Source organism: Polyangiaceae bacterium, from assembly GCA_020633235.1.
Classification (GTDB): Bacteria; Myxococcota_A; Polyangia; order Polyangiales; family Polyangiaceae; genus JACKEA01.
This window is the reverse complement of record JACKEA010000002.1, coordinates 508,786-535,325: the sequence shown is the minus strand read 5'-3', so window position 1 is coordinate 535,325 and position 26,540 is coordinate 508,786. Positions and strand designations below refer to the sequence as shown.

24 protein-coding genes are annotated in these 26,540 nt (G+C 67.4%); 11 read left to right on the top strand and 13 right to left on the bottom strand.

What is annotated here, in order from left to right:
• Window positions 1–62 precede the first annotated feature (62 nt).
• The 3 genes from H6717_12935 to dnaG form a co-directional block, all read right to left on the bottom strand.
• The gene (locus H6717_12935; protein MCB9577920.1) at window positions 63–1,439 is read right to left on the bottom strand and encodes a cytochrome P450; all 1,377 of its coding nucleotides are present in this window, start codon (window positions 1,437–1,439) and stop codon (window positions 63–65) included.
• 65 nt (window positions 1,440–1,504) lie between these two features.
• The gene (gene rpoD / locus H6717_12930) at window positions 1,505–3,511 is read right to left on the bottom strand and encodes an RNA polymerase sigma factor RpoD (protein ID MCB9577919.1); all 2,007 of its coding nucleotides are present in this window, start codon (window positions 3,509–3,511) and stop codon (window positions 1,505–1,507) included.
• A gap of 110 nt (window positions 3,512–3,621) precedes the next feature.
• Window positions 3,622–5,526, bottom strand: a complete 1,905-nt coding sequence (gene dnaG, locus H6717_12925; GenBank protein MCB9577918.1) for a DNA primase — start codon at window positions 5,524–5,526, stop codon at window positions 3,622–3,624.
• Window positions 5,527–5,719: 193 nt separating this feature from the next.
• Here dnaG and H6717_12920 point away from each other — a divergent pair, with 193 nt between their 5' ends.
• Window positions 5,720–7,006: an alpha/beta hydrolase gene (locus tag H6717_12920; GenBank protein MCB9577917.1), complete on the top strand. Its 1,287-nt coding sequence runs from the start codon at window positions 5,720–5,722 to the stop codon at window positions 7,004–7,006.
• A gap of 7 nt (window positions 7,007–7,013) precedes the next feature.
• Here the strand turns inward: H6717_12920 and H6717_12915 are convergent, their stop codons facing one another.
• Both H6717_12915 and H6717_12910 read right to left on the bottom strand, forming a co-directional pair.
• Window positions 7,014–7,622 carry a DUF924 domain-containing protein gene (locus tag H6717_12915; GenBank protein MCB9577916.1) on the bottom strand — a complete coding sequence of 203 codons (609 nt, stop codon included), beginning with the start codon at window positions 7,620–7,622 and terminating at the stop codon, window positions 7,014–7,016.
• Between the two features lie 43 nt (window positions 7,623–7,665).
• Window positions 7,666–8,322 carry a DUF1361 domain-containing protein gene (locus H6717_12910; GenBank protein MCB9577915.1) on the bottom strand — a complete coding sequence of 219 codons (657 nt, stop codon included), beginning with the start codon at window positions 8,320–8,322 and terminating at the stop codon, window positions 7,666–7,668.
• Between the two features lie 251 nt (window positions 8,323–8,573).
• Here H6717_12910 and H6717_12905 point away from each other — a divergent pair, with 251 nt between their 5' ends.
• Window positions 8,574–9,767, top strand: coding sequence for a hypothetical protein (locus H6717_12905; GenBank protein ID MCB9577914.1), 1,194 nt, complete (start codon window positions 8,574–8,576; stop codon window positions 9,765–9,767).
• Between the two features lies 1 nt (window position 9,768).
• Here H6717_12905 and H6717_12900 read toward each other — a convergent pair whose 3' ends face one another.
• Together H6717_12900 and H6717_12895 are read right to left on the bottom strand one after the other, a co-directional pair.
• On the bottom strand, window positions 9,769–10,056 hold the full coding sequence (locus H6717_12900; protein ID MCB9577913.1) for a hypothetical protein: 288 nt from the start codon (window positions 10,054–10,056) through the stop codon (window positions 9,769–9,771).
• A 48-nt stretch (window positions 10,057–10,104) separates the two neighbouring features.
• Window positions 10,105–10,512 (bottom strand): hypothetical protein, encoded by a 408-nt coding sequence (locus H6717_12895; GenBank protein MCB9577912.1) that lies wholly within the window; start codon window positions 10,510–10,512, stop codon window positions 10,105–10,107.
• 165 nt (window positions 10,513–10,677) lie between these two features.
• On the opposite strand from H6717_12895, the gene H6717_12890 reads away from it, so the two are divergent.
• From H6717_12890 to H6717_12880, 3 genes are read left to right on the top strand one after another with little or no spacing between them, the layout of a single operon-like run.
• Complete coding sequence (locus tag H6717_12890) at window positions 10,678–11,586, top strand: carboxypeptidase regulatory-like domain-containing protein (protein ID MCB9577911.1); 909 nt, start codon at window positions 10,678–10,680, stop codon at window positions 11,584–11,586.
• Window positions 11,583–12,026 (top strand): hypothetical protein, encoded by a 444-nt coding sequence (locus H6717_12885; GenBank protein ID MCB9577910.1) that lies wholly within the window; start codon window positions 11,583–11,585, stop codon window positions 12,024–12,026. The genes H6717_12890 and H6717_12885 overlap by 4 nt, the downstream gene beginning before the upstream one ends.
• 27 nt (window positions 12,027–12,053) lie before the next feature.
• Complete coding sequence (locus tag H6717_12880; GenBank protein MCB9577909.1) at window positions 12,054–12,338, top strand: hypothetical protein; 285 nt, start codon at window positions 12,054–12,056, stop codon at window positions 12,336–12,338.
• Window positions 12,339–12,423: 85 nt separating this feature from the next.
• Here H6717_12880 and H6717_12875 read toward each other — a convergent pair whose 3' ends face one another.
• Complete coding sequence (locus H6717_12875) at window positions 12,424–13,194, bottom strand: carbohydrate-binding family 9-like protein (GenBank protein MCB9577908.1); 771 nt, start codon at window positions 13,192–13,194, stop codon at window positions 12,424–12,426.
• Between the two features lie 141 nt (window positions 13,195–13,335).
• Here H6717_12875 and H6717_12870 point away from each other — a divergent pair, with 141 nt between their 5' ends.
• The 3 genes from H6717_12870 to H6717_12860 all read left to right on the top strand — a co-directional run bounded on the left by H6717_12870 (window position 13,336) and on the right by H6717_12860 (window position 17,271).
• The gene (locus tag H6717_12870) at window positions 13,336–15,594 is read left to right on the top strand and encodes an isopeptide-forming domain-containing fimbrial protein (protein ID MCB9577907.1); all 2,259 of its coding nucleotides are present in this window, start codon (window positions 13,336–13,338) and stop codon (window positions 15,592–15,594) included.
• A 120-nt stretch (window positions 15,595–15,714) separates the two neighbouring features.
• Window positions 15,715–16,113: a DUF814 domain-containing protein gene (locus H6717_12865; protein MCB9577906.1), complete on the top strand. Its 399-nt coding sequence runs from the start codon at window positions 15,715–15,717 to the stop codon at window positions 16,111–16,113.
• Between the two features lie 9 nt (window positions 16,114–16,122).
• The gene (locus tag H6717_12860) at window positions 16,123–17,271 is read left to right on the top strand and encodes a hypothetical protein (GenBank protein MCB9577905.1); all 1,149 of its coding nucleotides are present in this window, start codon (window positions 16,123–16,125) and stop codon (window positions 17,269–17,271) included.
• Here the strand turns inward: H6717_12860 and H6717_12855 are convergent.
• Together H6717_12855 and H6717_12850 are read right to left on the bottom strand one after the other, a co-directional pair.
• Complete coding sequence (locus tag H6717_12855; GenBank protein MCB9577904.1) at window positions 17,261–18,802, bottom strand: M81 family metallopeptidase; 1,542 nt, start codon at window positions 18,800–18,802, stop codon at window positions 17,261–17,263. The genes H6717_12860 and H6717_12855 overlap by 11 nt on opposite strands.
• Window positions 18,799–19,398, bottom strand: coding sequence for a TetR/AcrR family transcriptional regulator (locus H6717_12850; GenBank protein ID MCB9577903.1), 600 nt, complete (start codon window positions 19,396–19,398; stop codon window positions 18,799–18,801). The genes H6717_12855 and H6717_12850 overlap by 4 nt, the downstream gene beginning before the upstream one ends.
• A gap of 100 nt (window positions 19,399–19,498) precedes the next feature.
• Here H6717_12850 and H6717_12845 point away from each other — a divergent pair, with 100 nt between their 5' ends.
• Window positions 19,499–20,524 (top strand): PA0069 family radical SAM protein, encoded by a 1,026-nt coding sequence (locus H6717_12845; protein MCB9577902.1) that lies wholly within the window; start codon window positions 19,499–19,501, stop codon window positions 20,522–20,524.
• A 95-nt stretch (window positions 20,525–20,619) separates the two neighbouring features.
• On the opposite strand, the gene H6717_12840 is transcribed toward H6717_12845, so the two are convergent.
• The 3 genes from H6717_12840 to H6717_12830 are packed head-to-tail and all read right to left on the bottom strand — an operon-like array spanning window position 20,620 to window position 24,321.
• Window positions 20,620–22,044 (bottom strand): ABC transporter substrate-binding protein, encoded by a 1,425-nt coding sequence (locus tag H6717_12840; protein ID MCB9577901.1) that lies wholly within the window; start codon window positions 22,042–22,044, stop codon window positions 20,620–20,622.
• Complete coding sequence (locus H6717_12835) at window positions 22,031–22,840, bottom strand: tetratricopeptide repeat protein (GenBank protein MCB9577900.1); 810 nt, start codon at window positions 22,838–22,840, stop codon at window positions 22,031–22,033. Before H6717_12835 ends, H6717_12840 begins: the two co-directional genes overlap by 14 nt.
• A complete protein-coding gene (locus tag H6717_12830) occupies window positions 22,837–24,321 on the bottom strand; it encodes a protein kinase (protein MCB9577899.1) in 1,485 nt (494 codons plus the stop codon). Before H6717_12830 ends, H6717_12835 begins: the two co-directional genes overlap by 4 nt.
• Before the next feature lie 183 nt (window positions 24,322–24,504).
• Between H6717_12830 and atpD the strand changes: the two genes are divergently transcribed.
• Window positions 24,505–25,944 (top strand): F0F1 ATP synthase subunit beta, encoded by a 1,440-nt coding sequence (atpD, locus tag H6717_12825; protein MCB9577898.1) that lies wholly within the window; start codon window positions 24,505–24,507, stop codon window positions 25,942–25,944.
• Between the two features lie 4 nt (window positions 25,945–25,948).
• Window positions 25,949–26,539: an ATP synthase F1 subunit epsilon gene (gene atpC / locus H6717_12820; GenBank protein ID MCB9577897.1), complete on the top strand. Its 591-nt coding sequence runs from the start codon at window positions 25,949–25,951 to the stop codon at window positions 26,537–26,539.
• Window position 26,540: the final 1 nt, after the last annotated feature.

Genomic DNA, 26,540 nt, shown 5'->3' with positions numbered 1-26,540 from the left:
AAATTGCCCAGAGGCGACTGTCGGCTCCAGCCTGCAGTCGTCGCCTCGGGTCCACCGAGGGCTCAGCGCACGATGGATCGCAATCGCATGGGCATGCCGTGCTCGGGCGTGAGGGTGACCCTTGGCTTGAGGGCCACCCGATGCCCCGGCACCAGCGCCGGCCGAAAGCGTTGGAACAGCGTGGCCAGGATCAGCCGAGCCTCGAGCATGGCGAACACCTTGCCGATGCAGGTGCGCGGACCCGCGCCGAAGGGAACGTACGCGGCGCGGGGTAGGGCGGCCTTCGCTTCCGGTGCGAACCGTTCGGGGCGGAAGCTCAGGGGCTCGGGATACCAGCGCGGATCGCGGTGCGTGAGCAGTACCCAAATCACGAGCTCGCTGCCCCGCGGCACTCGATACTCGCCCACCGTCACGTCTTCGGCGGCTCGGCGCGCGATGACGTACACCGGTGGGTACAGACGCATCGCTTCTTCGATCACTTGCTCGGTGTAGGGCAGGCGATCGAGATCTTCGTAGCTCGGGCTGCGTCCCCCGAGCACCTCGGACAGCTCACGGCCGAGGCGCGCTGCCACCTCCGGGTGCTGCGACAGGAGGTACCAGGTCCAGGTCAGCGCCTGGGCGGTGGTCTCGTGTCCCGCCAAGAACAGGGTCACCAGCTCGTCGCGCACCTCCCGTTCGGTGAGGCCGGTGCCGGCGTCGTCTTGGGCGGAAAGCAGGCGATCGAGCAGGTCGTCGTGGTCGCCGAGGCCGCGCCCGCGGCGCGCGCGGATCATTCCGTAGATGATGCGGTCGAGGCTCTCTATGGCGCCCCGGAGCCGCCTCCGCCCCGGGGAGGGGAACCAAGCCGGAAGCAGATCCGGTCGCGTGACGGAGTCCTGCAGCGTGGCCATGGCCTCGGCCACCTCACTGGCCTCCTGGCCTGCGTCGTGGCTGAACAGCGCGCGGCACACCACGTCGAGGGTCAGCGTCATCATCTCGTGACCCATGTCCACCGTGGCACCGTCGTGCCAGCGCTCGGCCAGGGCCTCCGTCGCCTGGGTCATGAGCGAGCAGTAGCCGACCAAACGCGCGTGCTGAAACGCCGGTTGGATCATGCGGCGGTGGCGGCGCCAAGCATCGCCGTCGCTGGTGAGGAGGCCGCCGCCCAACACGCGGGACAGGCGCTCCAGAGCGTCGTGTTGCTTGGTGAAGGACGACGCCTGCTCGACCAACACGCGATACACGTGATCCGGGTGGCGCAGCACGTACAGCCCATCCGGCTTGCCGGGCACGTAGTAGATGTCGCCGTGGCGCTCGAAGCGCTCGCTCACCACGCCCACGCTGTCGCTCAAGAACCGGTAGCCGGTCCACAGCTTGGCGAGCAAGCCGCCTTGTGTCGGGCCGGGAGGTGTCTGCTCGCTCACCGGGTGAACGGTCGCGATGCGAGGGGAAGCTGTCAAGCGGGCCACAAAACGAAAACGGCGCGGACGAGGCCGCGCCGCTTTCGTCACCAGCCGGCGGTCGGCTAGTTGTCGATGAAGCTCTTGAGCTGCTTGCTGCGGCTCGGATGCCGCAGCTTCCGCAGCGCCTTGGCTTCGATCTGACGGATGCGCTCGCGGGTGACCTCGAAGTCCTGGCCTACCTCTTCGAGAGTGTGGTCGCTCTTTTCCCCGATGCCGAAGCGCATGCGCAGCACCTTCTCTTCGCGTGGGGTGAGCGTCTTCAGGACCTTTCGGGTCTGTTCCGAGAGGTTCATGTTGATGACCGCGTCCGCCGGGCTGATCACGCTCTTGTCCTCGATGAAGTCGCCCAGGTGGCTGTCTTCCTCTTCGCCGATGGGCGTCTCGAGGCTGATGGGCTCCTTGGCAATCTTCAAGACCTTGCGCACCTTGTCGAGCGGGAGCTCCATCTTCTCGGCGATCTCTTCCGGAGTGGGCTCACGGCCGAACTCCTGCACCAGATAGCGGGAGGTGCGGATCAGCTTGTTGATGGTCTCGATCATGTGCACCGGGATGCGGATGGTGCGGGCCTGGTCCGCGATGGCGCGGGTGATGGCCTGACGAATCCACCAGGTGGCGTAGGTCGAGAACTTGTAGCCGCGCTTGTACTCGAACTTGTCGACGGCCTTCATCAGGCCGATGTTGCCCTCCTGGATCAGGTCCAGGAACTGCAGGCCGCGGTTCGTGTACTTCTTGGCGATGCTGACCACCAGGCGCAGGTTGGCTTCCACCAGCTCCGCCTTGGCCTTCTCCGCCTTGCGCTCCCCGGCCTGGATGGCGTCGTAGGTCTTGAGCAGCTCGGGCACGTCGACCTTGAGCTCCTCCTCGACCTTCTTCACGCCCTTTTGCGCGCTCTTCAGCGCCTGATCCATGTCGTCCAGGTCGCCGTGGTCGACACCCAGCTTGCGGGCCAAGGCACGCTCCGCCTGCGGATCGTCCTTCACCTCGCGCAGCATCTTCTTGAGCTCGCTCTTGCTGGCGCCGGTCTGCTTCTCGAGCTCCAGCGCGCGGGACTGCGCGCGCTGGACCTTCTCGATCATGCTCTTGAGCTTGCGCACGATCTTGTCGATCGTCTTCTTGTTCAGGCGCATCTCCTGGAGCGTTTCCACGAGCTGGTTCTTGTTGCCGTCCAGGTCCTTGTCGATGGCCTTGCGCCGCGGCTCTTGAGCGCCCTTGCGCTCCTCGAGCAGGTCCTGGTTCTTCTTGTCGATGCGCTTCACGCGATCGATGAGACGAATGATGCGACGGTCCGCTTCTTCCTCGTCGAACTCGTGCTCTTCGTCCTCCGCGTCGCGCACGATGTCCTTCACGCGGATCTTGTGCGCGCGGAGCTTCTCGCCGATGTCGATGATCTCGCGCACGGCGATGGGGCTGTTGAGGATGGCGGCGAGGACCTCGTTCTCGCCCTCCTCGATGCGTTTGGCGATCTCCACTTCGCCCTCGCGGGTGAGCAGCGCCACGCTGCCCATCTTCCGCAGGTACATGCGCACCGGGTCGTTCGACTTGTAGTAGTCGTCGTCCGAGGCCTTGGCGGGAGTGGAGGGGGTCGCCGGGGCCGGGGTTGGCGCCTCGGCGGCGTCCTCGTCCTTGCCGTTGGATTTGCCGTTCGCGCCGTCCTCCCGGGCCATGCGGCCGCTCGGGATCTTCAAGTTGGCGGACTCGTCCACCACCTCGATGTCGGCGTCGTCCAGAGCAGAGAGGACGTCGTCCATCTGATCCGGACCGATGTCCTCACCCGGCAGCGCTTCGTGCACGTCGTCGTAGGTGAGGAAGCCCTTCGACTTGCCCAAGGTGATGAGCTGGTCGACGTTCTCTTTCTTCGCCTTCCCGTTCGCCTTGCTGGCGCCGTTGGCCTTGTTGGAAGCGGCGCCGTTCGCCTTCTTGTTCTTGACCGGCGGCTTGGCTTCCTTCTTGGGCGCGGCCGCCTTCTTGGGCGCTTCCTTCACGGCTGCCTTCGCCGACGCCTTGATGGCGACCTTGCTCGTCGATGCACCGTTCACCTTCTTGGTGGCGCTGGCCTTCGGCTTGGCGATCGCGGTTGTCTTCGCTTTCGCTGCCGGCTTGGCCTTGGCCTTCGAAGCAGTGGCCTTCTTCGGCGCGGTGGACTTGGTCCGCTTGGTCGACGCTTTCTTTGCTCCCACTGTTACCTCTCTTCGAGCCCGCGGCGCTCCCGTGCACGCCGCATCTGTTCACGCAGCAGAGCGTCCTCTGCTTCGACATCGCCGCTTGCCGCAGCCCGCTGAAGCTCCGCGACCACTTCCGTGCTCTGTCGCTTCAGCTCGAGTCGCTTCAACTTCTCGACGTTCTCCAAAAGCTCTTTTTTCGCGTCCTCGAGCCGCTCGTGCCGCGGGGCGGTGAGCCGCGCGGCCGCGAATGGATGGATCGAAGGCGAGAGCTTCGCAAGGACTTGTTCAGGGTTTGGGATCCCGCGGCCATCCCACGCCTGACGCAGCGCGGCAATTGCGGCTGCGGCATCCCCGTCGACGCGCTCGACCCCGGCCACGACTTCCTCTGTAGCGAAAAGCTCCGGGTAGTCCAGTAAAGCGCCGAGAATCTCCAGGCCAATCTCCTCTTCGCGATTGCGGGAGCGGGCCCGGGAGGGGTCCTGCGGACGGCGCTCGGGGGTGCCGCCGCTGGGGCGCAGGGCGTCGAGCACGCTCTGACGCAACGCCCGGAAAGTACGGGCATCTGCCCCGCCGAGGCGCTGTGCGATGCGGTCCGCGTGCTGTTCCGCCATGGCGCGAACGGTGGGATCGTCCTCCGAAGCGAGCAGCTCCGTCACCTCGCGAATGCGCGCCGCCCGGCCTCGGGCATCCGTCGCCGAAAAGCTCGCGTCCATGGCCGTGTCGATCAGGTACTCCAGGAGGCCTCGGGCCGCGCCGATGACCCGGCGCGCCGCTTCTGCGCCGTGCTCTCGCACCAGCTGGTCCGGATCCGCGCCCTCCGGCAGCGTGGCGACCTTGCCGTTCAAACCCGCCTCGCGGCAGGGCTCCCGACCCGCCTCGGCCGCGTGCCGGCCTGCCGCGTCGCCGTCGAACAGCAGCACCACCGTGGGCGTGAAGCGTTTGATCTGCTTTGCCTGCTCCGGCGTGAAGGCGGTGCCCAGGGGCGCGACCACGTTCTTCAGGCCATGGGCGTGCAGCGTGACGACGTCGAAGTTGCCTTCCACCAGCACGCATTCGCCGTCTGCGCGCAGCGCCTGACGCGCTTGATACAGCCCGAACACCACCTCGCGCTTCTTGTAGATGGGGGACTCGGGGGAGTTCACGTACTTCGGCGGTGGATCCCCGCGGCTGCTGGAGAGCGGTTCGATGCGCAGGGTGCGCAGCTCTTCCTCACTGGGCTCCGGCAGCGTACGGCCCGAGAAGCCGATCACGCGCCCTTGCAGATCGACCACTGCGAACATCAAACGATGACGGAAGCGATCGTAGTGTCCGGCGCCGCTCTTGCGTGGCGCCAACAGGCCGACACTCTCGGCGGCGCGATGACTGATCCCGATGTCCCGCAGGTGATCGCCGAGCTGGCTCCAGCCGTAGGGCGCATAGCCGATGCGAAACGCCTGCAGTGCATCGGCCACCGTGTCCGTCGGCGCCTCGGGGTTCAGCCCGCGCCGTTCGAGCTCCGCCAGGGCGTGTCCGGCCAGGGGATGCTCGGCGAGCATCTTCTCGAAGAAGGCCGCCGCGGTGGCGTTCGCGTCGAACAGCTCTTGTTGCCGGCGGCGCGCTTCGTCCCGCCGCAGCCGGTCGCCATCCGAAGCCGTCTCCACGACCTCGATGCCGGCGCGGTCCGCCAGCCGCCGTACCGCCTCTATGAAGGAGAGCCCCTCGGTCTCCATCACGAATTTGAAGGCGTCCCCCGAGGCCCCGCAGCCGAAGCAGTGGTAGAAACCGCGCTCCTCGTTCACGTGAAAGCTCGGCGTCTTCTCCTTGTGGAACGGACACAGACCTACGTGGCTACGGCCCCGCTGGACGAGCTTCACGGCCTCGCCCACGAGCGACACGATACCGGTCTGCTCACGGACGCGGTCGATGGTTTCCTGCCCGATCACGATCGCGTAGGCATACCGCAAATCGGCGCCACGCCAAGCTCGGGTTTTCCAAACAACCTCGCGAGGTTGGCACCTCACTTGCAGGTTCCGTGGCCGTACCATCCAGGCGTCATTCACAATTCCCGGCGCGGTGGATGCCAGCGCGAAGAAATCGCCTGATATCGGTTCCTCTTCGCGCTAGAGCAGCGCCGCGATGTACCGATTCCTCCTACTCGCCGCTGCGCTCGTGCTCGTTGGTTGCGGGAGTAACGACGACGCAGCGCCGAGTGCCGGGGGCAGCGCGGGCGCGTCGGGCGCTGGCGGCTCGAGTGGAGCTTCCGGCTCGAGCGGAGCTTCCGGTTCCAGCGGAGCCGCGGGCGACGAGGCCATCGTCGAGGCCATTTTGGACGGCAGCGTGAGCGCCGAGACCGGGCTGATCGACGTCAGTCATTCCGCCGGCCTGCCCGTCGCCACCCCCGAGGGATTTTTGTTTGTGCGGCGCGACGACGGCGCCGGTCCGTACTCCCTGGCCGGCGACATGAACGACTGGCAGCCGGCGGCCATGACCCAAGCAGCCGGCGTGTATTGGATCGAGGTGCAGATCGCCGACCCGGACGGCGTGAAGTACAAGTTCGTCGACGGCCAAGGCACCTTCGCTGCGGATCCGCTGGCGCGCCGCTACGGCTGGGACGAGTTCGGCGAGTTCTCGTTGGTCGCCGCCAGCGCGCCGCATCGCGAGCGCTGGTCGTCCGTCAGCGGCGATGGGCTCGCACCGCGCACGGTGCGGGCGTGGGTGCCGACGGCGCATCCGTCGCACCACCTCTACGTGCACGACGGCCAGAACCTGTTCGAGCCCGACGCTCCCTTCGGCGGATGGGAGCTGGACCAGACGGTGGGCAGCGACACGCTCGTGATCGGCATCGACAACGGTGGCGTGGCGCGCATGGACGAGTACACCCACGTGCCCGATGACATCGGCAGCGGACCGATAGGCGGCGAGGGTGACGCCACCGCGGACTTCGTCGAGAACGCGGTCCGACCGCTGGTGGAAGCGCGCTACGGCGTTCCCGACAAGGTGGGCGTGATGGGCTCGTCCCTGGGCGGGCTCATCGCTTTCCACGAGGTGCTGCGCTACCCCGATCGCTACGACTTCGCGGCCTCCCTTTCCGGCACCTTCGGTTGGGGCAGCATCGGGCTCCACAACGAGACCTTGATCGAGCGCTTCGCTGCGGCTCAAAAGCCGAGCACGCTCCTGTACCTCGATTCCGGGGGGGGTCCGGGCTCCGGCTGCGTCGACAGCGACCAAGACGGCATCTTGGACGACACGCCGGATGCCGCCGACAACTACTGCGAGACGGTGCAGCTGCGGGACGTGCTGCTCTCCGCCGGCTACGAGAACGAAAAGACGCTGTGGCACTGGTGGGAGCCGAACGCTGCCCACAACGAAGCGGCCTGGGCCGCCCGCGCTTTCCGACCGGTTCAGATCTTCGAAGCGCTGTGAGCGGCGCTCAGAAGGAGGAGCCGGGCTGGGTGAGGAACAGGCTCTCTTCCGGAGTGCTGGTGCGGTCGAGCACTTGGTTGCGGTGCGGGAAGCGAGCAAAGCGCGCGATGATGTCGCGGTGCTTCCCTGCGAACTCCGCGCCCTGAGCGAACAGCTCTCGCAGGGCAGGGGAGCCGGCGTTCGCCGCGAGCTTGTCGAACTCGGCGATGCAGCGCTCTTGCAGCGCCAGATCTTCCGCGTGCATCAGCGGCATCACCAGGAAGTAACGGAGCATCGGCGGCAGCTCCTCGAGCGCGCCGCCGTCGATGCCTTCGAGGGCCAGGCGCTGCGCCCGCTCGTCGGCCTCGAAGGCCCGGCTGCTGTCGCGGTGGATGTTGCGCGAGAACTGATCGATGAGGATGATCAGCGCGGCTCGACCGCGCGGCGTCTTCGCCCAGTCGTCGAGCTGTCCCTGCGCCGCGCGCTCGCGCAGTGCGCCAAAGCGCTCGCGGATCTCTTGGTCGAGCTCCGGGTCCTTGCGCCAGAAGCGCGCGAAGCGCTCCTTCGGAAGGCTGCCGTCCGGCAGCGGCTCACCAATCCAGAAATCGATCACCTCTTCGATGTCGCTGTTGCCCATCCGTCGAGCACTATGGCGGACGACGGAGGACGCCGTCAAACCTTCAGGGCGCGGTCGGCCGCGTGCGGAACGCGCCGTACACCACCAGCATCAAAGAGCCGAACAGCGCTGCAACGACGAAGGTCCGAAATTGCTCGGCCGGATTGAGCAGCGGGGAGGCGAGGGTGCGAGCGAGATCGAGTGGATCGAGCAGGACGTCCCAGGAGTTCTTGCGCAAGAAGCGTCCGAGGTAGATACCGTAACCGGTGAGGCTGGAGACGCCGGCGACGAACAGCCAGCCTGCGGCGCGACCGGCGCTGCGCTCCACTTCGGAATGGACGGCGCCGAGAGAAGTGACGGCACACAAGAGCCCCGCCCAAGCGAAGGACGTGAGCATGCCCACGTCGTACCAGACCGGGACGGGCGGCCGGGAGCGCAGGTGAACGAAGTCCGTCACCAGGTACGGTGCGTTGGGGAAGAACACCAGCCACACCGGGAGCAGGAGCCAGCGCCACTCGCTCTTCACGCTGGTGGCGAAGAAGCTCACGGACCAGGGGATGAACGCCAGGATCAGATTCCAGGCGAGGAACGCGAAGGCGTGGCTTCGGACGTGGACCATGCGTCCTGCGAGCAGCGCGATGGCCAGGGCGGCGGAGGCCCCTACCGCAAGCAGCTGATGCCGACGTGCGGCGGTGAGCAGCGTGTCGAGTCGTTCCTTCATCCCGCAGCCGAGTACGCCACGACGACGATCGCCATTCCATGACGCTCGGGCCGCCCCGCGAAGACTTCACCAGGGCTGCACGCGCTCTGCACGGTGGCGAACCGCGAAGACTCGCGGCGGACCCACAAAAATGATCGAGACCCATCACCGCTGGAGAAAATTCTCAGTAAGATCCGACGACTACGGCTTTGAACTACCTTTCATGACAATGTCGCTTGCTGCCGTACATTATCTCACTTAGTGAACCACACATGGCGAACCGCATCCTCTTCGCATTGGGCTTGGTGTTGGCGCTCTCGGGATGCGGGGCGGATCCCGCGCCGGCTCCCGTGGACAGCGAAGCGCCGGGACCCGACACCGCGGAGCAGGTGGACGACGGCAAGGCGGACAGCGTGGAGCTGCGCGTTCGCACCGGCGTCACCACGCTTTGGGTTCGCAAGCTGGCCACTGTGGACGCAGGCCCGGCGGGACCGCGGGTCACGATCCACGCCCGCACCAGTCGGAATCTCGCTTCCGCGTTCTCGTGGGTGCCGGACGACGCCTTCGGCACCACCAACGTGGTGAGCGCCCGGAAGCTCGAGGTGGTGCTCGACGAGGGACACGAGATCAACACGCTGCTGTCCGGCATGCCCATCCTGGTGAACATCGACACCACCACGGGCAGCCCCAACCACTACACCGCGCGCTTTCAGCTGGTGCCGCGGCTCGGATCCTTTCACGGCTCGAGCGCGCTCCACCCGAGCACCGTGGTGCGACCGGTGTACGTTCGCGACGAGCAGAATCCGCTCCGCTACCGCGGTCACGTCCGAGGCGACGACGCGCTTTCGGCGCTGTCGGTCTCCGGAGCCGTGAGCGTGAATCCCGTCAGCACGACCGAGGTCGACTTCGACTGGACCTACGAGAGCTTGATGGCGGCGGGCTTCCCCGCGGGCAACACCATCACGCTAGCTGCCGAGCCTCTGGAGAAGCACGCGGAGCTCGAGCTCAAGGTGCTTTCGCTGTCCATGACCACGTTGGACCCGTACTCCGTGTGGCCGGATCCCGAGTGCCAGGCCGAGGTTTCCCAGTGTATCGCCGCCACCGCCGGGGCCGATCTCGGCGACTGCGGCAGCTACCGCGAGGTGCAGGTGTGCGGCGCTCAGGCGGCGCCTTCGGCGAACGTATTCGCTCAGGATTTGTCGACGCACCTGGTCGACTGGTACGCGGCCCACGGCGCCGACGTGGCCGCCATGGGGGGCAACTCCCTCGCGCAGGCACAAGCCGCCGTGAGCGCCTCGAAGGTGAGCGAGCTCACCGATCCCGAAGACGACCCCTACGCCCACGACTTTGCGACCACGGTGGTGTTCTCGCACCCGGACGTGGTGTTCCCCGGCTCCGACAGCGTTTGGTTCGGCGCCTACGATCGTCAGAGCGGTGCGCTGCTCGAGGTCTACGACTTCAACTGACTCAGGGCGCGTTCGCTGCGTCCAGGAGCAGCTGCCGGAGCTCCGCGTAGTTCGTGGGATCCGCGAGGTCGTGCAGCGTCAGGTTGTACACGCCGACCTTGGTGCTCTGGGGCCCCACGATCACGACGTCACGATAGGTGACCTGCCACTGGGTCCACACGTCCTCGGCGGCGACGTCTTGCAGCCAGGGGATGTCGCGCCCCGCGGTGATGGATCCGTTGCCGCTCTCCAGGCCGATGCCGTTCACCCCGAGGACGTGGATCTCGAGAGCGGTGGTCTCGGCGTTCACGTCCGTCTGCAGCTGGTCCAGGTAGCCAAACTGGCTACTACAGTAGCTTCAGGTCGAGTGCCCGAAGTACCAGGCGGAGATCTGCCCCTTGAACAGCCCGGGAGAGATCGTCTGTTGGTAGCTCGCCGAGGTCGGGTTCTCGTCGACGAGGGAGAAGTCCGGAACTGGCCCCGCCGGGGCATCCAGATCCGCATCCGCCAGCGCATCCGGGGTCGCGTCGAGCGTGGCGTCGATGCCGGAGTCCGCGCCGGCGTCGTTCGCGTCGGCCGCTGCATCCACCGCGCTGCCCGCGCTACCGCTGCTTCCACCGGTGCTCGCACCCCCTCCGCCGGAGTCGATCGCGCCGCTGCCCGCAGCCGCCAGGGGCGAGCTCCGGAGCGGCTCGTCCTCGCCGCACGCCGAGGCCAGCGCCAGGAACGTGGCCCCAAAGATCAGCGCGCCGCGCAGCGTCATCATGCTCCAAGGGTTTTCCGCCGCTCGCCTCGAGTCAAGCGCAGGCTTCTTTTGTCGCTGCGGCGCGAGCCACGACCCGGCCGCGGGTCATGCGCCGTACAGGCCTCCTGCGGGGTTGTGGGGCGCCCACGTGTCACCCGTCAAGGAAAGAAGCTGTAAGCTTCCATGATGCGGATCATCGAGGTCATCGTCGCGGGCGCGCTGTGCGTCGCGTGCAGCTCGTCGGAGGCCGACGCGTCGGGGAGCGGCGGGGCCGGCGGCGCGGGAGGTCAGGGGGGCGCTGCGGCGTGTGACGGCGATCCATCGCCGGCGGCGCGCTGCATCGACTCCGTCTCGGGCCGCGTGGTGGACGCGTCGGGGGCCGGCGTGCCTTCGCTCTCGGTCAGCGTGTGCGGCGGTATTTGCTACTACGGCGAGAGCGACGCGAACGGCGCGTTCACCGTGTCCGTAGCTGCGCGCTTGGACCCCGCGGCCTACTCCACGCTGCCCCACGGTCGCCCGAACCGCACGAGCTTCTACTTCGCGTTGCCCTCCGCCGCGAGCGGCAGCGTGCCCGTCGGCGATCTGCTCGTCCTCGATCTGCCCGCCACGGGTCCCGCCCTCGTCGTCAAGAGCGACAAGGCGGGGGCTCCGGCGCAGACGGTGAGCTCGGGCGGCGTCACGCTGGAGGTGCCCGACGGCGTCAGCGTGAAAATCGACGTGGAGGACATCGAGCTCGGCGACGTCGGCAAGATGTTCCGCGCCCTGCGCATTCCCGACGCGCACATGGCTGCCTTCGCCGACCCGGCGCTCGGTCTCGCTGCGCTGTACCAGCTCACGCCGTTCGAGGCCGCGATGCGCGACGCATCGAACGCGTCCACCGAGGTGCGGCTCTCGTTCGACAACGTCGGCTTGGCCGCCGGCACCCCCGTGGAGATCTTGGGCTTGGGCAGCTATCTGTTTCCCGAGTGGGTGCCGGCCGGACAGTTTCAGGTGGTGGCCACCGGCGCCGTCAGCGCGGATGGTTCCCGCATCGAGATGGATCCGGGCGAGGGCGTCGGGTACCTTACCTGGGTAGGGATCAGGGAGAAGTCATGAAGCGTCGAAAGCTCGCCGTCGTCAGTGTGCTCAGCGGAGCCGTGTTTGCCTTCGTCCTCGCCTGCGGCTCGGATGACTCCGGCGGTAGTGTCGCGACCGGCGGCGCTGCCGGCGCCGTTTCCGGTGGCAGCGGCGGCACGCTCACGGGCGGCACGGGCGGGACGCTCACCGGTGGCAGCGGCGGGACGCTCACCGGAGGAGCCGCGGGCGTTGCGGGCGTGGCCGGGGTTGCCGGCACCGGAGGCATCGCCGCGGAGTACCCCGCCGGTCCCTACGGCAACGAGGTGGGGGACACCATCGCGAACCTCGCTTGGGAGGGCTACGTGAACGACACCGGCGCGGTGTCGAGCGACACGCTGCCCTACGTGGACTACGGCACGGACGCCATGCGCAAGAGCGGCAAGGCGTACGGCTTGATACACATATCCGCATCCACTTGACCCGGTTGTAAGCAGGCAGCCCAGGTCTTGGGTGCGAACGGTCAAGCGGCTATCGAGGCAGGCGGCATCGTCGTGGACGTGCTCTACTCCGGGGACTTGGTTTCCTGGATCAAGGCGGAGGACTTGCACGTCACGGTGGTGAAACCGAAGGACGGGCAGACGCTCACTGAGCTGGTGAGCCGCGAGTGGAGCTACATCGTCGATCTGAAGACGATGAAGATCGTGTGGAAGGGCTTCGGCAGCTACGGCGGCACCTCTCCCCAGAGCATGAACACCGCGCTCACCGAGCTGCACGGATTCTTGGGCAAGTGATGGCGCGAGGTTTTGCGCCGCACCGACATCAAGAGCCACCGGTCGTGCGCGGCGTCAGGGTGGTTCCGCGGCGTAGCGACAAGAATCAGTGAAACAGGAGTTTCCCGAAGCGTTCCGCCTTGTGGAAGTTGCCCTTGCCCAGGATCGGTGACCAGGCGAGGGCGTCGCTCTGGCCGTCACGGAAGCTGTACAGGTTCGCGCGCCACACGTCGTCCCGGCGAGGTGGAACCGGGACTCGCGCGTTCGTGATGCTCTTCCACGGCAGCGCGATCTCCACCACCCAGTCGGCGTCGTTCTCTTGAGTGGCGCGTGTGATGGCGCTCTTCCAGTCCTGATGTCCGAAGCGCTTGTGCGCGTCGTCGGGACCGCCACTGATGGGTTTGTTGTAGTCGTCGAAGCGCGTGTCCCACACCGCGCCATGCACGTCGACTTGTAGCTCGTAGTAGTCGCGGTTGTCCTTCGGATCACCGGGCTGCAACATGAGCTCGACGCCGCTCGCCTTGGCCCACACGTGAGGGTCCACCGTTTCGGGATCGAAGGGCGACTCGGGATCCTTGTCCCACACGGTGATGGCGACGAACAGGTGCTCTTCGCTCCACAACATGCGCGCCGTGGCGTTCACCTTGGAGCGTTTGTTCGGCTCCCCATTGCCCGGGCTCACGAAGGGCCCGGTGCTGGCGGCGCTCTTCCACGCGGCTTCGTCGATGATGCCGTCGATGCTGATCGCGTCGTCGTCCACGCGCTTCACGACGAGCTCGGGGAGGGTGCCGTCCGCCCGGCTCACGAAGGGTTCGTCCGGGCCCGGCTTGTCACAGCCCCCCAACGCCATCGCCAGCAGCAGCCATCCAGCTCTCATGCCCCAAGGTGCTACCACGCCGCTAAATAAGTTCAACGATATTGGGCATTTGTATGTTGGCTCGGCGCGGCTACGACAATTTCCGCCCGGGGGCCAAATTTTCTGTAGTCAGATGTAGGTACAAGTAGTAAAAGTGGGCACATGGTCCTACGGCACACCCGCTTCGTCTTGGGCGCTTCGACTCTTGGTCTTTTGGGTTCCATCGCCACGGCCTCTTCCGCGGCGCCTCCCACGCTTCGCCATCAGGCGGACCAGCAGGGAGACGTCGTGGTGTTCGGCAACACCCTGGCCGTGGATTGCTCCGCTGACGTTCCGGCTCCGCCGAGCAGCACCACCACGACCTGCAGTACGCAGGCCAACGTGGCGGACACGGCGCCGGATCTGTTTTGGCGCGACAATGACGCCAACGCCACCATCACCGCCGACAAGGCGCGCTCGAGCGCGACGCTGGTGATGCCCTCCGGCGCGAAGGTGACCTACGCGCGCCTGTACTGGGGCGCGCTCAAGGTCGGCAACACTGCGGACACTTCGGTGATCCTCGACTGGCTCGGCGGGCCGCAGACCACGGTGACCGCCGACGACTCCTGGGTGATCGACTACGGCTTCTCGAGCCACCCGGACTGGTACTACTACCAATCCACGGGCGACGTGACGAACTACGTCGCGCAGTGGGGCGCGGGAGACTTCCGCATCAGCGACGTCGACGCCTTGGCCCTGCCCGGCATGGACGTGGACCGCGCCTTCTCGGCTTGGACCCTGGTGGTGTTCTACGAGAAGCCGGGCGACGAGCTCAGGAACCTCGCGCTGTTCGACGGCTTCACTTCCGTGGATCCGGGCTTCCCCGGTCAGGAAAAGGCGGAGGTCACCCTCAGCGGCTTCTTGGTGCCCAACGGCTTCACCGCCAAGATGACGGCCTTCACTTACGAAGGCGACAAGGTCTACACGGGCGACTTCTTCACCTTCAATGGTCAGAAGCTGTCGGACGCGGAGAACCCGCAAGACAACTTTTTCAACAGCTCTCGCAGCTACTTGGGCTCCGCCGTCAGCGGTAGCGCCGACGTGCCCAAGCTGAGCGGCAAGGCCGGCACCATGGCGGGCTACGACCTCGACACCGCCAACGTGAGCCAGCTCGTCACCGCGGGCGACACCAGCGCCAAGGTCGGTGCCGAGAGCAGCCTGGATATCTTCTTGCTCGGCGGCTTCGTCACCAGCATCACCAACAAGAGCCCCGACTTCCCCGACTTCGAGAAGACGGCGAAGGACCTGAACGGCGGCGCTTTGGTGGTGGGTGACGAGATCGAGTACACGCTCACGGCCAAGAACACCGGGAACGACGTCGCGATTCAGACCGTGCTCACGGACGTGGTCGACCCCGGGCTCGAGTTCGTGCCCGGCAGCATCGAGATCACCGCCGGCGGCGCGACTGGCGTGAAGACCGACGCGAAGGACTCGGACGAGGCGGACTACGACGCCACCAGCAAGACCATCACCGTGCACCTCGGCACCGGCGCTACCGGTTCCGCTGGCGGCAAGGTGACCATTGGCACCACGGTGACGGTGAAGTTCCACGCCAAGGTCAAGGCGCTCACCGGCAGCATTCCGAACCAAGGCGAGATCAAGGCCTCCGGTGAGGCCGGCGGCGGTCAGAAGAGCTGGCTGTCGGACGGCGATCCCGTCACCCCGGGCTCGCAGCCCACGATCGTGACGATTCAGGAGTGCAACACCGACGCGGACTGCCCCGCGGAGAAGCCGCACTGCGACGCCACGACCAAGACCTGCCAGCCCTGCGCTTCGGACGCGGACTGCACCGATCCGAACTTCCCCGCCTGTCAGCCGGACGGCCACTGCGGTGAGTGCTCGGAGACCAACAAGACCAAGTGCAGCGCCGAGAAACCCGCTTGCAACACGTACACCGGCACCTGCAACCTCTGCACCCCGGAGGATCCCAGCAAGTGCGCGAACGACCCGAACGGGCCGGTGTGCCGCACGGCGCAGGACAACTCGAACTTCTGCGGTTGCGAAAAGGACAGCGACTGCGGCAACCAGACGAGCGGCAAGGTCTGTGACCTCAACGGCACCCAGACCTGCACCGACGGTTGTCGCGGCGTGGACGGCAACGGCTGCCCCGATGGCTTGGAGTGCACCAGCAAGGACTCGAGCATCGGTCAGTGCGTGCCGGTCGGCAGCGGCACCGGCGGCCAAGGCGGCCAGGGTGGCCTGCCGGGGACGGGCGGCGTCAAGAATGGCGCCCAGGATTCGGGGGACGACGGCGGCTGCGGCTGTCGCGTGCCCTCCGGCGCAGGCGGGCGTTCCGCCGGTGCCTTCGGACTTCTGCTCGGCTTGGGTTTGCTCGTTCTCCGTCGCAGGAGGACCGGCGCCGAGGGGCCGAGCAGCCTCTGAACGCGCTCGAATCAGCGCCGGTGGTCACCCCGCGCCCCCTTGGGGTGACCGCCGGCGCGGAGCGCACTCCCGAAGCCGCCGCAAGGCGGCTTCGGGTTTTTGTGGTTATCCTCCGCCGCCATGTCGAGTCGTGGGCGTCCCTATCGCAGCGTGACCATCGACGGCTTCGAGGTGCTCGTGGGGCGCGGAGCGCGCGAGAACGACGAGCTCACGTTTCACGTCGCGCGCCCCAATGACGTTTGGATGCACGTCGGCGGGGGCACGCCGGGGAGCCACGTCGTGATTCGCAACCCAGAGCGCGAAGCGGTGCCGCGGGAGGTGCTGGAGCGCGCGGCGGCCCTCGCGGCCTGGTACTCCAAGGCGCGCGGCGCCCCCAAGGTGGAAGTGCACGTGTGCCGCGCCGCCGACGTATCCAAGCCCCGCGGCGCCAAGCCCGGCTTGGTGCAGATCAAGCGTTTCGAGCGCATCAAGGTGAGACCGGATCGCCTCTTCGCCGCCGACGAAGACGATGAGGTGTAGACTGACCGAGTGCGACCATCGGTCACCGTCGGCGTCGCGCTCGCGCTCCTGTCCTGCTCCCTGAATGGTCGGGGCAGCCACGAGGGCCCATTTCCACAAGACGGTGGAGACAGCGGCGGCGTGGACGCGGGCGGCAGTGGCGGATTTCCGGGCAGCGACGCCGCCGTCCTGCTGCCCTACGCCTACCGGCGGCGGCTTCACGTGGAGGCTTCGAACGGACAACTGCCGACGGGGCTCACGGTGTCCTTCGAGCTGGATCACGCGGCGTTGGTCGCCGCCGGGAAATGCGCAGCAGATGGCCACGACCTGCGCGTTCTTCGTCGCGAGAGCGGCAAGCTGGTGGAGGTCACGCGGGTGCTCGCCCTGGGCGCTTCTTGGGCGTCCGCGACCACGCGCATCGAGTTCTCGCTGCTGGCGGACGTGACCACGCCCACGGACGACAGCTACTACGTGTACTACGGCGACAACGAAGCCGGGATGGCGGACGAAGATCGCTCCCACGTGTACCTGGTGTGGGACGATTTCGAGGACGGCACGCTGGATCCCCACTGGAAGCTGTCGCAGATCGGCGGCGCCGTCGGCCTTCTCAACCAAGACGCCGGCAAGCTGCACATCGAAGCCCTGGGCGACGACATCGGAGGTACGTCCGACGAGCTCGTGCTGGTGAGTCGAGAGGTGAGCGGCGACTTCGTGGCGGACTGCCGCGTGGCTGCCAGCGGCGGTGCCCTGGGCGCGGACGCCAAGGTCGGTGGCGTGATGGTGCGGCAGTCCCTCGACGCCGGATCGCAGCAGCGGATCGCGGCGCCGATGAACGGAGCTGCGGCGTTCACCAACGCGTATCGGGTCGCACCGGGCGGCGATACGGCTCAGGACACGGTGCCCGGGCCGAATCCGATCCCGGCGTTCGCGCGCGTCACGCGGCTGGGACAGAGCTCCCGCGCGTGGCGCTCCGCGGACGGCGAGAGCTGGGAGGAAATCGGCACGGCCATGACCTTCACGGGACTCTCGGATCCCGTGCGCGTCGGCGTCCCGCTCGCCAATCGAGACACCAAATCCCTGGGCTGGGTGGACGTCGACTGGTTTCGCGTTCGCCGCTGGGTCGAGCCGGCGCCCAGTGTGACGCTGGACGCCGAGGAGCCGGGGCCCTTCAGCCGCTGATGCCGCGGAGGGCCAGGTCGTGCTCCCGCCAGCTCGAGAGGCGCGTGCCCGGATGGGTAGGGACGCGATAGTTGCGCTCAGCGACGTGATCGAAGCTCGTCGCCCCCGCGCTCTTCACCGGCAGGTGGGAGGGCGAGATCGTCAGATAGAACATGCGGTAGTGAAAGAAGTTCTTCTGCACGATGACATCGGCCCGGCGAGGATCTACGCCGAGCTCTCGCCAGAACTTGGGGTGGATGGGCAGGGGCGGGCGCTCGGAGATGGCCACCTGAAGGCGACCGATCTCGAGCCGCACCGTCTTGCCGAAGTCCGCGTCCTGTTTGGCGCGCACGGTCGCCGTGAGCTCCACGGAGGGTTGGCCGTAGCCCGGCGTGCCGCTCAGGGTGACGACGACCTCTTCGCCCACGTCGCGATCCCAAACCGCGGCCACGGCTCCGGGATCGTGCACCGGCACCAGCGCCGATAGATCCGGACCTTCCGCCACCAGCTCGCGGACGAAGTGAGTGTTGCCGCCGGGGGCGCCGGCACCGACGATGTCGTCTACGTCCACCAGCGTCACCGGCCCCAGTCGCCGCCATGGGCTCCTCCGCGTCTCTTTCAGCGCATCCGGCAAGGAACGGAACTTGGGCGGAAGCACGTCCCGCTCCGCCCAGGCCAGCTCCGCGAGCTGGTCCGCGAGACGCTCGGCCAGGGCGGCGTCGCCGTCCGTACACACGTGCACGGCCCAGCCGAGATCCGGAGCCGAGGTGTAGGGATGCACCATGAACAGGCTTGCGCTGAGCACCTTGGCGTCGCGCTCCATGCGTCGCATTGCGCGGAACACCTTTCGCATTGGCGCCAGGAAATCGATGGTAGTGCCGCCGCCCAGCACCATCGGCAGCTTGCGCCAGGCGTGCACCGGAGCCACCTGGCCCCGCAACGCACGGATCAATCGATTGCCCGCCCGGAACCCGGTGGGCGCCAGGTCCCAGTGGGGATTGGTGCGGTACGCCACCAGCACGTCCACCGGATCGACCAACCCGGGGGAGAGGTTCGCGTGCAGATCGTAGCTGACGGCGATCTTGGTCCGAGTGCCCACGAGATCTCGCACGCGACGGAGCAAGACCGCCTCCGGCGCCTGCTTCAAGCCGTGGACCTCCATGGAGCCGTGCAGTGCGAGATACACGCCGTCCATTGGCAGCGCCGCTTCGATCTCCGACAGCAGCTGGCTCGCGAGCCCTTCGAAGCACTCCTCGGTGAGCGGACCGCCGGGCACGGCCAGGTGGGACGACAGGGGGATCGTCGTCACGCCGCCCGCGGCCCGCGCGGCCTGCACGAATCCCGTCAGCTCCGCGTGGGGCATGTAACCCGCGAGCTCCGCCCCCGACAGCGACGCGGCCCGCGCCAGGGCCGCGCCCTCGAGGCTGTGCATGCGCTCGAAGTCCTGGCGCGTGGTCGACAGCGGCGAGAACGCGTTGGCCTCGTGGAAGATGCGGCCGTAGCCGATGCGCAGCGGTTGATGGCCGCGGCCCAGACGTCGAGAGAACTTCATGATGCCTCCGGGTTCCTCTTGAGCGGCGCGAGCACGCGCTGCCACAGAAATTCGTGAATCGGTGTCAGGTCGACCTGCGTCATGACCCGTTGCACCATCAAGCCGTCGATGACCGAACGCACCAGGTTCACCAGTGCGTCCGCGTCGCATGGCCACACGGTCCCCTGCGCCACTCCTTCGCGAAGGCGGCGTGCGGCCTCCTTTCGATGCGCTTCGAACACGCGGTTGCCGATGTCGACGATCTCCTGCATGCGCCCACCGCCGGCGGCGATCGCCTGAGACAGCATCACGATGCGTTCCTCGCGACCGTGGTGGAAGGCGTGCACCGCGCGCACCTGTGCGTAGAGCCGATCGATGGGATGGGAGTGCTGCTCGATGCGAGTGAGCACGTAGGCGGCCTGCTCCGTGAGCAAGTCCTCGAGGGCCGCCTCGACGATGTGGCTCTTGGTGGGGAAGTGATAGAGCAGCGTGGGCCGCTTCACGCCGAGCTCCTCCGCCAAGCGCGCGAAGGGGAGATCGAGCCCTTTGGCGGCAAGGACGGTGACCGCTTGGCGAGCGAGATCACGGCGTTTGTCGAGCTGTGCGGGGCGCGCCATTGTTTGACGAATCGTCAGATAACAGTTTCCTGACGATGTGTCAGTAAAAAATGTCTGGAGCCGTGACGGATGTTCAGTATTCTTCTCCGTGGTGCGGGCGATCCCTCGGCAAAATCCAAAGAACCGCTTCTTCGCGCGGGAGGTGGAGCTGGAGGTTCCAGCGCCCCCAGCGGATCTGGTGCTGATCGACGACCACAGCCGTTCCATCGTGGCGGAGAACGACAGCCCCGACGTCGGCTTCCGCTTCAGCGTCAATCCCTACCGCGGCTGCCTTCACGGATGCGCCTACTGCTACGCGCGCCCCAGCCACGAGTACCTGGGTCTCGGCACGGGCAGCGACTTCGAGCGAAAGATCCTGGTGAAGCGCGAGGCGCCCACGCTGCTCCGCGCTGCCCTGGAGAAACGCTCCTGGCAGGGCGAGCTCGTGGTGCTCAGCGGCAACACCGATCCGTATCAACCGCTGGAGGCGGAGTGCCGGCTCACCCGTGGCTGCTTGGAGGTGCTCGCGGACTACCGCAACCCGACTCACGTCATCACCAAGGGCACCTTGGTGGAGCGGGACATCGACGTGCTTCGGGAGCTCGCGGCCCATGCCCGCATCGGTGTCTCCGTGAGCATCCCGTTCTGGGACGCGCGTATCGCCCGGGCCATCGAGCCTCTGACCCCGACTCCGGCGCGTCGCTTCGAAACGATCCGGCGCCTGGCAGCGGCGGACATCCCCGTGACGGTCAACGTGGCTCCGGTGATCCCGGGCCTCGGAGATCGCGACATCCCGAAGATCCTGCAGGCGGCGGCCGACGCCGGCGCTCGCCGCGCGGCGTTCATCGTGCTGCGGCTTCCCGGTAGCGTGAAGCAGGTCTTCGAACAGCGCCTGCGGGAGCAGCTGCCGCTCCGAGCGGACAAGATCTTGGCGCGTACCCGCGAGGTGCGCGGCGGGCGGCTGAACGATCCGCGCTTCGGGTCGCGCATGAGCGGGAGCGGGCACTACGCCGACGCCATCGCCGAGCTGTTCCAGAAGGCCGCAGCGCGGGTGGGCCTCGCGACGGGCGCGTCCGTCGAGCCCGAGCCGAGCACCACCTTCCGTCGCCCGACGGACCGCGGCGGCCAGCTCCGGCTGTTCGACTGACGCGCTCGGGCTTTGCGGGCGCCCGGGACGTGCCAAGGACTGACTCTGGGGGCGGTGCGCGACGGGGCTCGCGCCGGACCGACAAGAAAACGAAATCAGATGCCCGGGTCGGTCTTGATCACGCTGATCTGGTTGCCGCTGATCTGCCAGATGTCGACGGGGCCGGTCGTCTCTTCGGTGTCGGGGTCGTAGTCGAGGGTGCCGCTGGCGCCGGTGAGGTTCACGCTCTCGTTGCTCTCCAGCGCTTCGGTGAGCTTTGGAAAGCTGGTCGGCAACAGCGGCACGGCCGTGCCCGTGGCCACGACGTGCCGCAGACCCTTGGCGATGCCGAGGCCCGAGATGCTGGCGTTCTTCTTGGCCCAGGCTGCGCCCAAGAACGAGAGCCAGGCGGCGTCGTAGGCGTGGGCCACGAAGGTGTAGTCGTTGGCCTCGGCGGAGTAGGCGGCGTTGAAGCTCGCGCGGAACTGCTCGTACACGTTACCCGAGGGCAACCCGGGTTTGGTACCGCGCACGCGGGGGTAGATGGAAGTTGCGGATTGGGTCGCGTTCAGTAGGTCGGTGTTCGCGGCGGCGTCGGTCAAGAACACGTTCTTGGCGTCGAAGCCCGAGAGCGCCGCGGCACCGTTCAAGAAGGCGGCGGCGTCGCTGGTCTGCGAAGAGATGAACAGCACCCACTCCGCGCTGGAGCCCGCGGCTTCGTTCACGGCGCTGTCGAGCTCCGTCTGCGTGGAAAACTCGCGCACGGTGCCGGTGCCACCGTTGGCTTGCAGCTCGGGCAAGAACACGCCGGTGAGGGCTTCGCCGTAGATGCCGGTCTCGTGGATGACCCACACGCTCGTCACGGGCGGAGTCTGTTCGTTCAAGAAGCGCGCGATGGCCGCGCCCTGCACCGTGTCGGGAGGGGCGGTGCGCCACAAGAGGCCGGGAGCGTCGTCGGTGGCCTTGGCAACGTCGATGCCGGTGAGGGCGGGGCTCGTTGCTGCGGGCGAGATCAAGAGGGTGCCGCTGCCGGAGAGGGCTTGGAACACCGCCAGCGTGTCCGTCGAAGCGCTGGGTCCGATGATGGCGGGTACGCCCATCACGCCGGAGAGGTATTGGGCCGAGGCCACGGCGGCTTCGCTGCGGGTCGCGGAGTCCACCTTCGGATCTTCCGCGATGTTGCAGAACACGACGCCGAGCTCGCGGCCGTCGAGGCCGCCCTCGTCGTTCACCTGGCGGGCGGCCAAGCGCACGGCGTTCTCGCGGGCCTCCTGCGTGACCACGGAGCGATCTTCCAGGCTGCCGAAGATGAGCGCGTTCGGATGATCCTCGGGGCGTGTGAGCAAGTCCGCCGGGTGGGTCTCGCTGCAGCGCGGATTTTCGGGCGCCATCCGACACAGGCCGTCTCCCCCGCACACGCTGCCAGGGCCGAAGCTCGCGCGGCACTCGCTGTTGCTCGAGCAGTCGCTCACGTCGGGGCGGGTGAGGGAACAGCTCGCGAGCAGCCCCGCCGCGCACAAAAGCCAGCTAGAACGAGCCAACGATCCGTACCTCGCCGCCTTGACGGCTCACGCCACCGCGCACGTCGAAGCGCGCCTCGGTGGGCTTCTCTCGGTTGTCCCCGCTCAGAAGCAAGTAGGTGCCCACGCCCGCCGACACCAGACCGATGCCGAGGCTCACGTCGGTGAGCAGCGAGTAGGTCTTGTCGCGGTCGAGGGCGTCCTTGGCGGCGTCCGAGCACAGCGAGCCGTCGCAGCCGGATTCCGCGTCGCTGCGCGCGCTCAAGGCCTTGAGCCCGAAGAACGTTCCAGCCCCGACGCCGACGACTCCCACGCCAATCAGCACGTAGGGCAAGGTCTTGTCCCGTTCGGGTTCGGGTTTTGTTGGTTCGGGCGCGGGCACTTCCTTTTGTTTCTCTTCCTCCGCCGCCTTCTTCGCCGCGGCTTCCTCCGCGAGGCGTTTCTTTTCGGCTTCCGCCTCTTCCTCGGCGCGCTTCTTCAGGTTGTCGATGCGCTTCTCGATGGTGTCCTTCTCGGCCTTCTTGGCGTGCGGCAGGTATTGCTCGAGGGCGTCTGCGGCTTCTTTCGGCTTGCCGAGGCGTTCGTAGGTGTTGCCGATGTTGTAGAGCAGCAGCTCGCGGTGGGACAGCTCGTACGCCTGCTGGAAAGCGTCCAAGGCGGCTTCGTAGTTGCCCTCGGCGTAGGCCTTGTCGCCTTGCTTGTAGAGCGTGCGCGCCTTGGCGTCGTCCGCGGCGCTCACCTTGGGCGCCGAGAGCGCGGCTCGCGGCAGCGCGGTAGCGGCGAGGGAGAGGCAGAGGGCGAAAATCGGGAGCTTCATTGGGCCCAGGGATCCTTGTTGTCCGTCTTGATCTCGGGGGGCTTCGCCTGCGGTGGGCGCGCCGTCTTCTGGGGCTCGGCCGTGGGCTCGGGCGCCGACGCTTGGGGCGCCGCGCTGGGGCGCAGGGCGACGCGAGCCGGCGGCGGTGAGCGCTGATCGAACATCACGTTCACCGTCTCGTAGCCGGGGGCGGCGATGCGCAGCACGTGCTGTGCGTCTCCCGTCAGCGTACGCTCGAGCTTCCCGGTTCCCGTGAGCACGCCGTCGAGCTCGACGGTCGCCGTCTCCGGCACCACGGTCACGGAGACGGAATAGCTGGTGGGCTCGGGGGCGGAAGAGGCCGCCGTGACGCGGGGTTCCTCGTTGCGGCCGCCGATGCGAGCGACGGCGAAGAACGCCACGCCCAACACCACCACGGCGAGGGCACCGGCCGCCGCCCACAACCAGGGGCGAGGCCCCGCGCGACTGGGCGCGGCGCTCACCACCGAGGCGCCTCGGGCGAGGGTGCCACCTTCGGTGCTTTCGCTGGCCACGGGGCTCTCGAGATCCACGCCGGCGGGTCCCGCCCCCGCGGCCTCCGTGAACACCGGCTGCCAGATGGTGCGGGCTCGCGGGCTGGCGAAGGGCAGCAAGGCGAGGCCGAGCTCGCCGGTAGACGCGAAGCGCGCTTCCTTGTCGAGGGACATGGCACGCAGCACCACGGCCTCGAGGCCTTCCGGCAGGTCCGCCCGGTGCTGTCGCGGCGGCGGGAAGCGCCCCTCGCTGATGGCCATGATCAGGGTCATGAAGGTGTCGGCCTGGGCGGCGAAGGGGCGCACGCCGGTGAGCCCCTCGTACAAGATCACTCCCAGAGAGTACTGGTCGGCCCGGCCATCGATGTCACGCTCGCCCCGCGCGGCCTCCGGCGACGCGTAGTGCGGGGATCCCAGGAACGTGGAATCGGCGGTCAGATCGCTGGTGATGGTCTGGTCCACCAGCTTGGAGATGCCGAAATCGAGCACCTTCGGATGCACGTCGCTGCCCAGGCCCCGGGCCAAGAACACGTTCGGCGGTTTGAGGTCACGGTGGACGACGCCTTGCCGATGGGCGGCGTCCACGGCGGCGATGACGGGCAGCATCAAGTCCACCAGTCGGTCCACGGGCAGCGCGCCCTCTCGCCGGAACAGCGCCCGCAGCGGCTCGCCGTCCAGGTACTCCATCACCAGGCAGGGGATACCGTCGATGACCCCCACGTCCGTCACGTCCACCGTGTGGGGATGGCGGATGCGGGACGCCGCCTGGCCCTCCCGAACGAAGCGCGCCACGATCACCGGGTCTTCCGCCATCTGTCGGTGCAACACCTTGATGGCGACCCGCTTGTGGAGCGTGACGTGGACCGCGGCGTACACCTCGCCCATGCCACCAGAGCCCAGACGCCTCTCGATGCGATATTGGCCGACTTGCGTGCCGGCAGCGAGCTCTCCAGGCGGGGCGGCGGTCATGAGGGGCAGCAGCCTCCTAGAATACCACGCCCAGCCCCCGCGTCTCGGGCCCCAATCGAGGGGATAACGCGCGAGAATTTCTCGCGTTGGCAGACGCCGGCGGAAGTGGTAGACGCGGGCCGCCCCTGGTAGGTCCCTGCATTTTGGACCTCGGGGCCAAACCCCCCACTTACGGAAGCGAATATGGAAAGCACCCAGGGCGCCAAGGGCAAGATCACTCAGGTCATCGGTCCGGTCGTGGACGTGGAGTTCCCCCACGGAAAGCTGCCGCAGATCCTCAACGCCCTCACCTGCTCCAACGCCAACATCTCGAAGGAGAAGAACAACCTGGTGCTCGAGGTCGCGCAGCACCTGGGCGAGAGCGTGGTCCGCGCCATCGCCATGGACGCCACCGAGGGCCTGGTCCGCGGGGCCGAGGTGCTCGACACCGGCGCCCCCATCAAGATGCCCGTGGGGCCGGCCACCCTGGGCCGCATCCTGAACGTCGCCGGCAAGCCCGTGGACGAGAAGGGTCCGGTGGAGGCCAAGCTCCACTGGCCGATCCATCGCCCGGCCCCGTTGTTCGTGGATCAAAGCACGGAGGTCGAGATCTTCGAGACCGGCATCAAGGTCATCGATCTCCTCGCCCCCTACCGTAAGGGCGGCAAGATCGGCCTGTTCGGCGGCGCTGGCGTGGGCAAGACGGTGCTCATCCAGGAGCTCATCAACAACGTGGCCAAGGCTCACGGCGGCGTGAGCTGCTTCGCGGGCGTGGGGGAGCGCACCCGCGAGGGCAACGATCTGTTCCTGGAAATGCAGGAATCCAAGCTGGAGACCGGTGAGCCGGTGCTCAGCAAGACGGCGCTGGTATTCGGCCAGATGAACGAGCCCCCCGGTGCGCGCGCGCGGGTGGCGCTGTCGGCTCTGACCGCCGCGGAGTACTTCCGGGACGAGGAAGGGCAGGACGTGCTGCTCTTCATCGACAACATCTTCCGCTTCACCCAGGCGGGCTCCGAGGTGAGCGCGCTGCTCGGCCGCATGCCCAGCGCCGTGGGGTACCAGCCGACGTTGGCCACGGAGATGGGCGCCTTGCAGGAGCGCATCACCAGCACCACCAAGGGCTCCATCACCAGCGTGCAGGCGATCTACGTCCCGGCGGACGACTTGACCGATCCCGCGCCGGCCACCGCCTTCGCCCACTTGGACGCCACCACGGTGCTCAGCCGCAGCATCGCGGAGCTCGGCATCTACCCGGCGGTGGATCCGCTGGACTCCACCAGCACCATGCTGGATCCGCAGATCATCGGTGAGGAGCACTACCAGGTCGCCCGCGGCGTGCAGCAGACGCTGCAGCGCTACAAGGACCTGCAGGACATCATCGCCATCTTGGGCATGGACGAGCTGAGCGAAGACGACAAGGCCGTCGTGGGTCGCGCTCGCCGCATCCAGAAGTTCTTGTCCCAGCCGTTCTACGTGGCGAGCCAATTCACGGGCCTTGCGGGCAAGTACGTGCCCCTCAAGGAGACCATCGCGGGCTTCAAGGAGATCCTCGACGGCGGCATGGACGACCTGCCGGAGCAGGCCTTCTACCTCAAGGGCAACCTGGACGAGGTGAAGGCGGCCGCGTCGAAGAAGGCTTCCTGAGCCCATGGTCACGGCTCCCGAAATTCTGCTCGAGATCGTCACGCCGGAAGGCGTGGCGCTCAGCGAGCAGGTCCACGACGTGACGGCGCCCAGCGTGGAAGGAGAGTTCGGCGTGCTGCCCGGCCACCGGCCGCTGCTCGCCGCCCTGAAGACGGGCATCGTCAGCTTTCACCACGAAGGCGAAGAGCAACGCGTCGCCGTGGGGCCCGGCTTCGTGGAGGTGATGAACAACCACGCCGTGCTGCTCACGGATCGCTTCATCCAGAAGAAGGACGTGGACCCCGTGCGGGCGCGCCTGGAGCTGAAGGAGGCGGACGAAGCGCTGGACGCCTACGCTGGCGAGCCGGGCGCTCCCGAGCACGCGGAGCTGGTCGCACGGGAGCTGTGGGCTGCGGCGCAGCTCGAGCTGTACGGCGATCCTCCGCCGCCCACGATCCGTACCTTCCACGAGTTCCAGCTGGCGCCCCACGAGTCCTACGTGGAAGAAGGCCCCTACCTGGCCGAAGCCATGGTGGACGAAGAGGCCGAGGTCGACGACCGCCACTCGATCACCGATCTTCAGAACGAAGCGAAGAAGTCCCGGAAGAAGGAGTGAC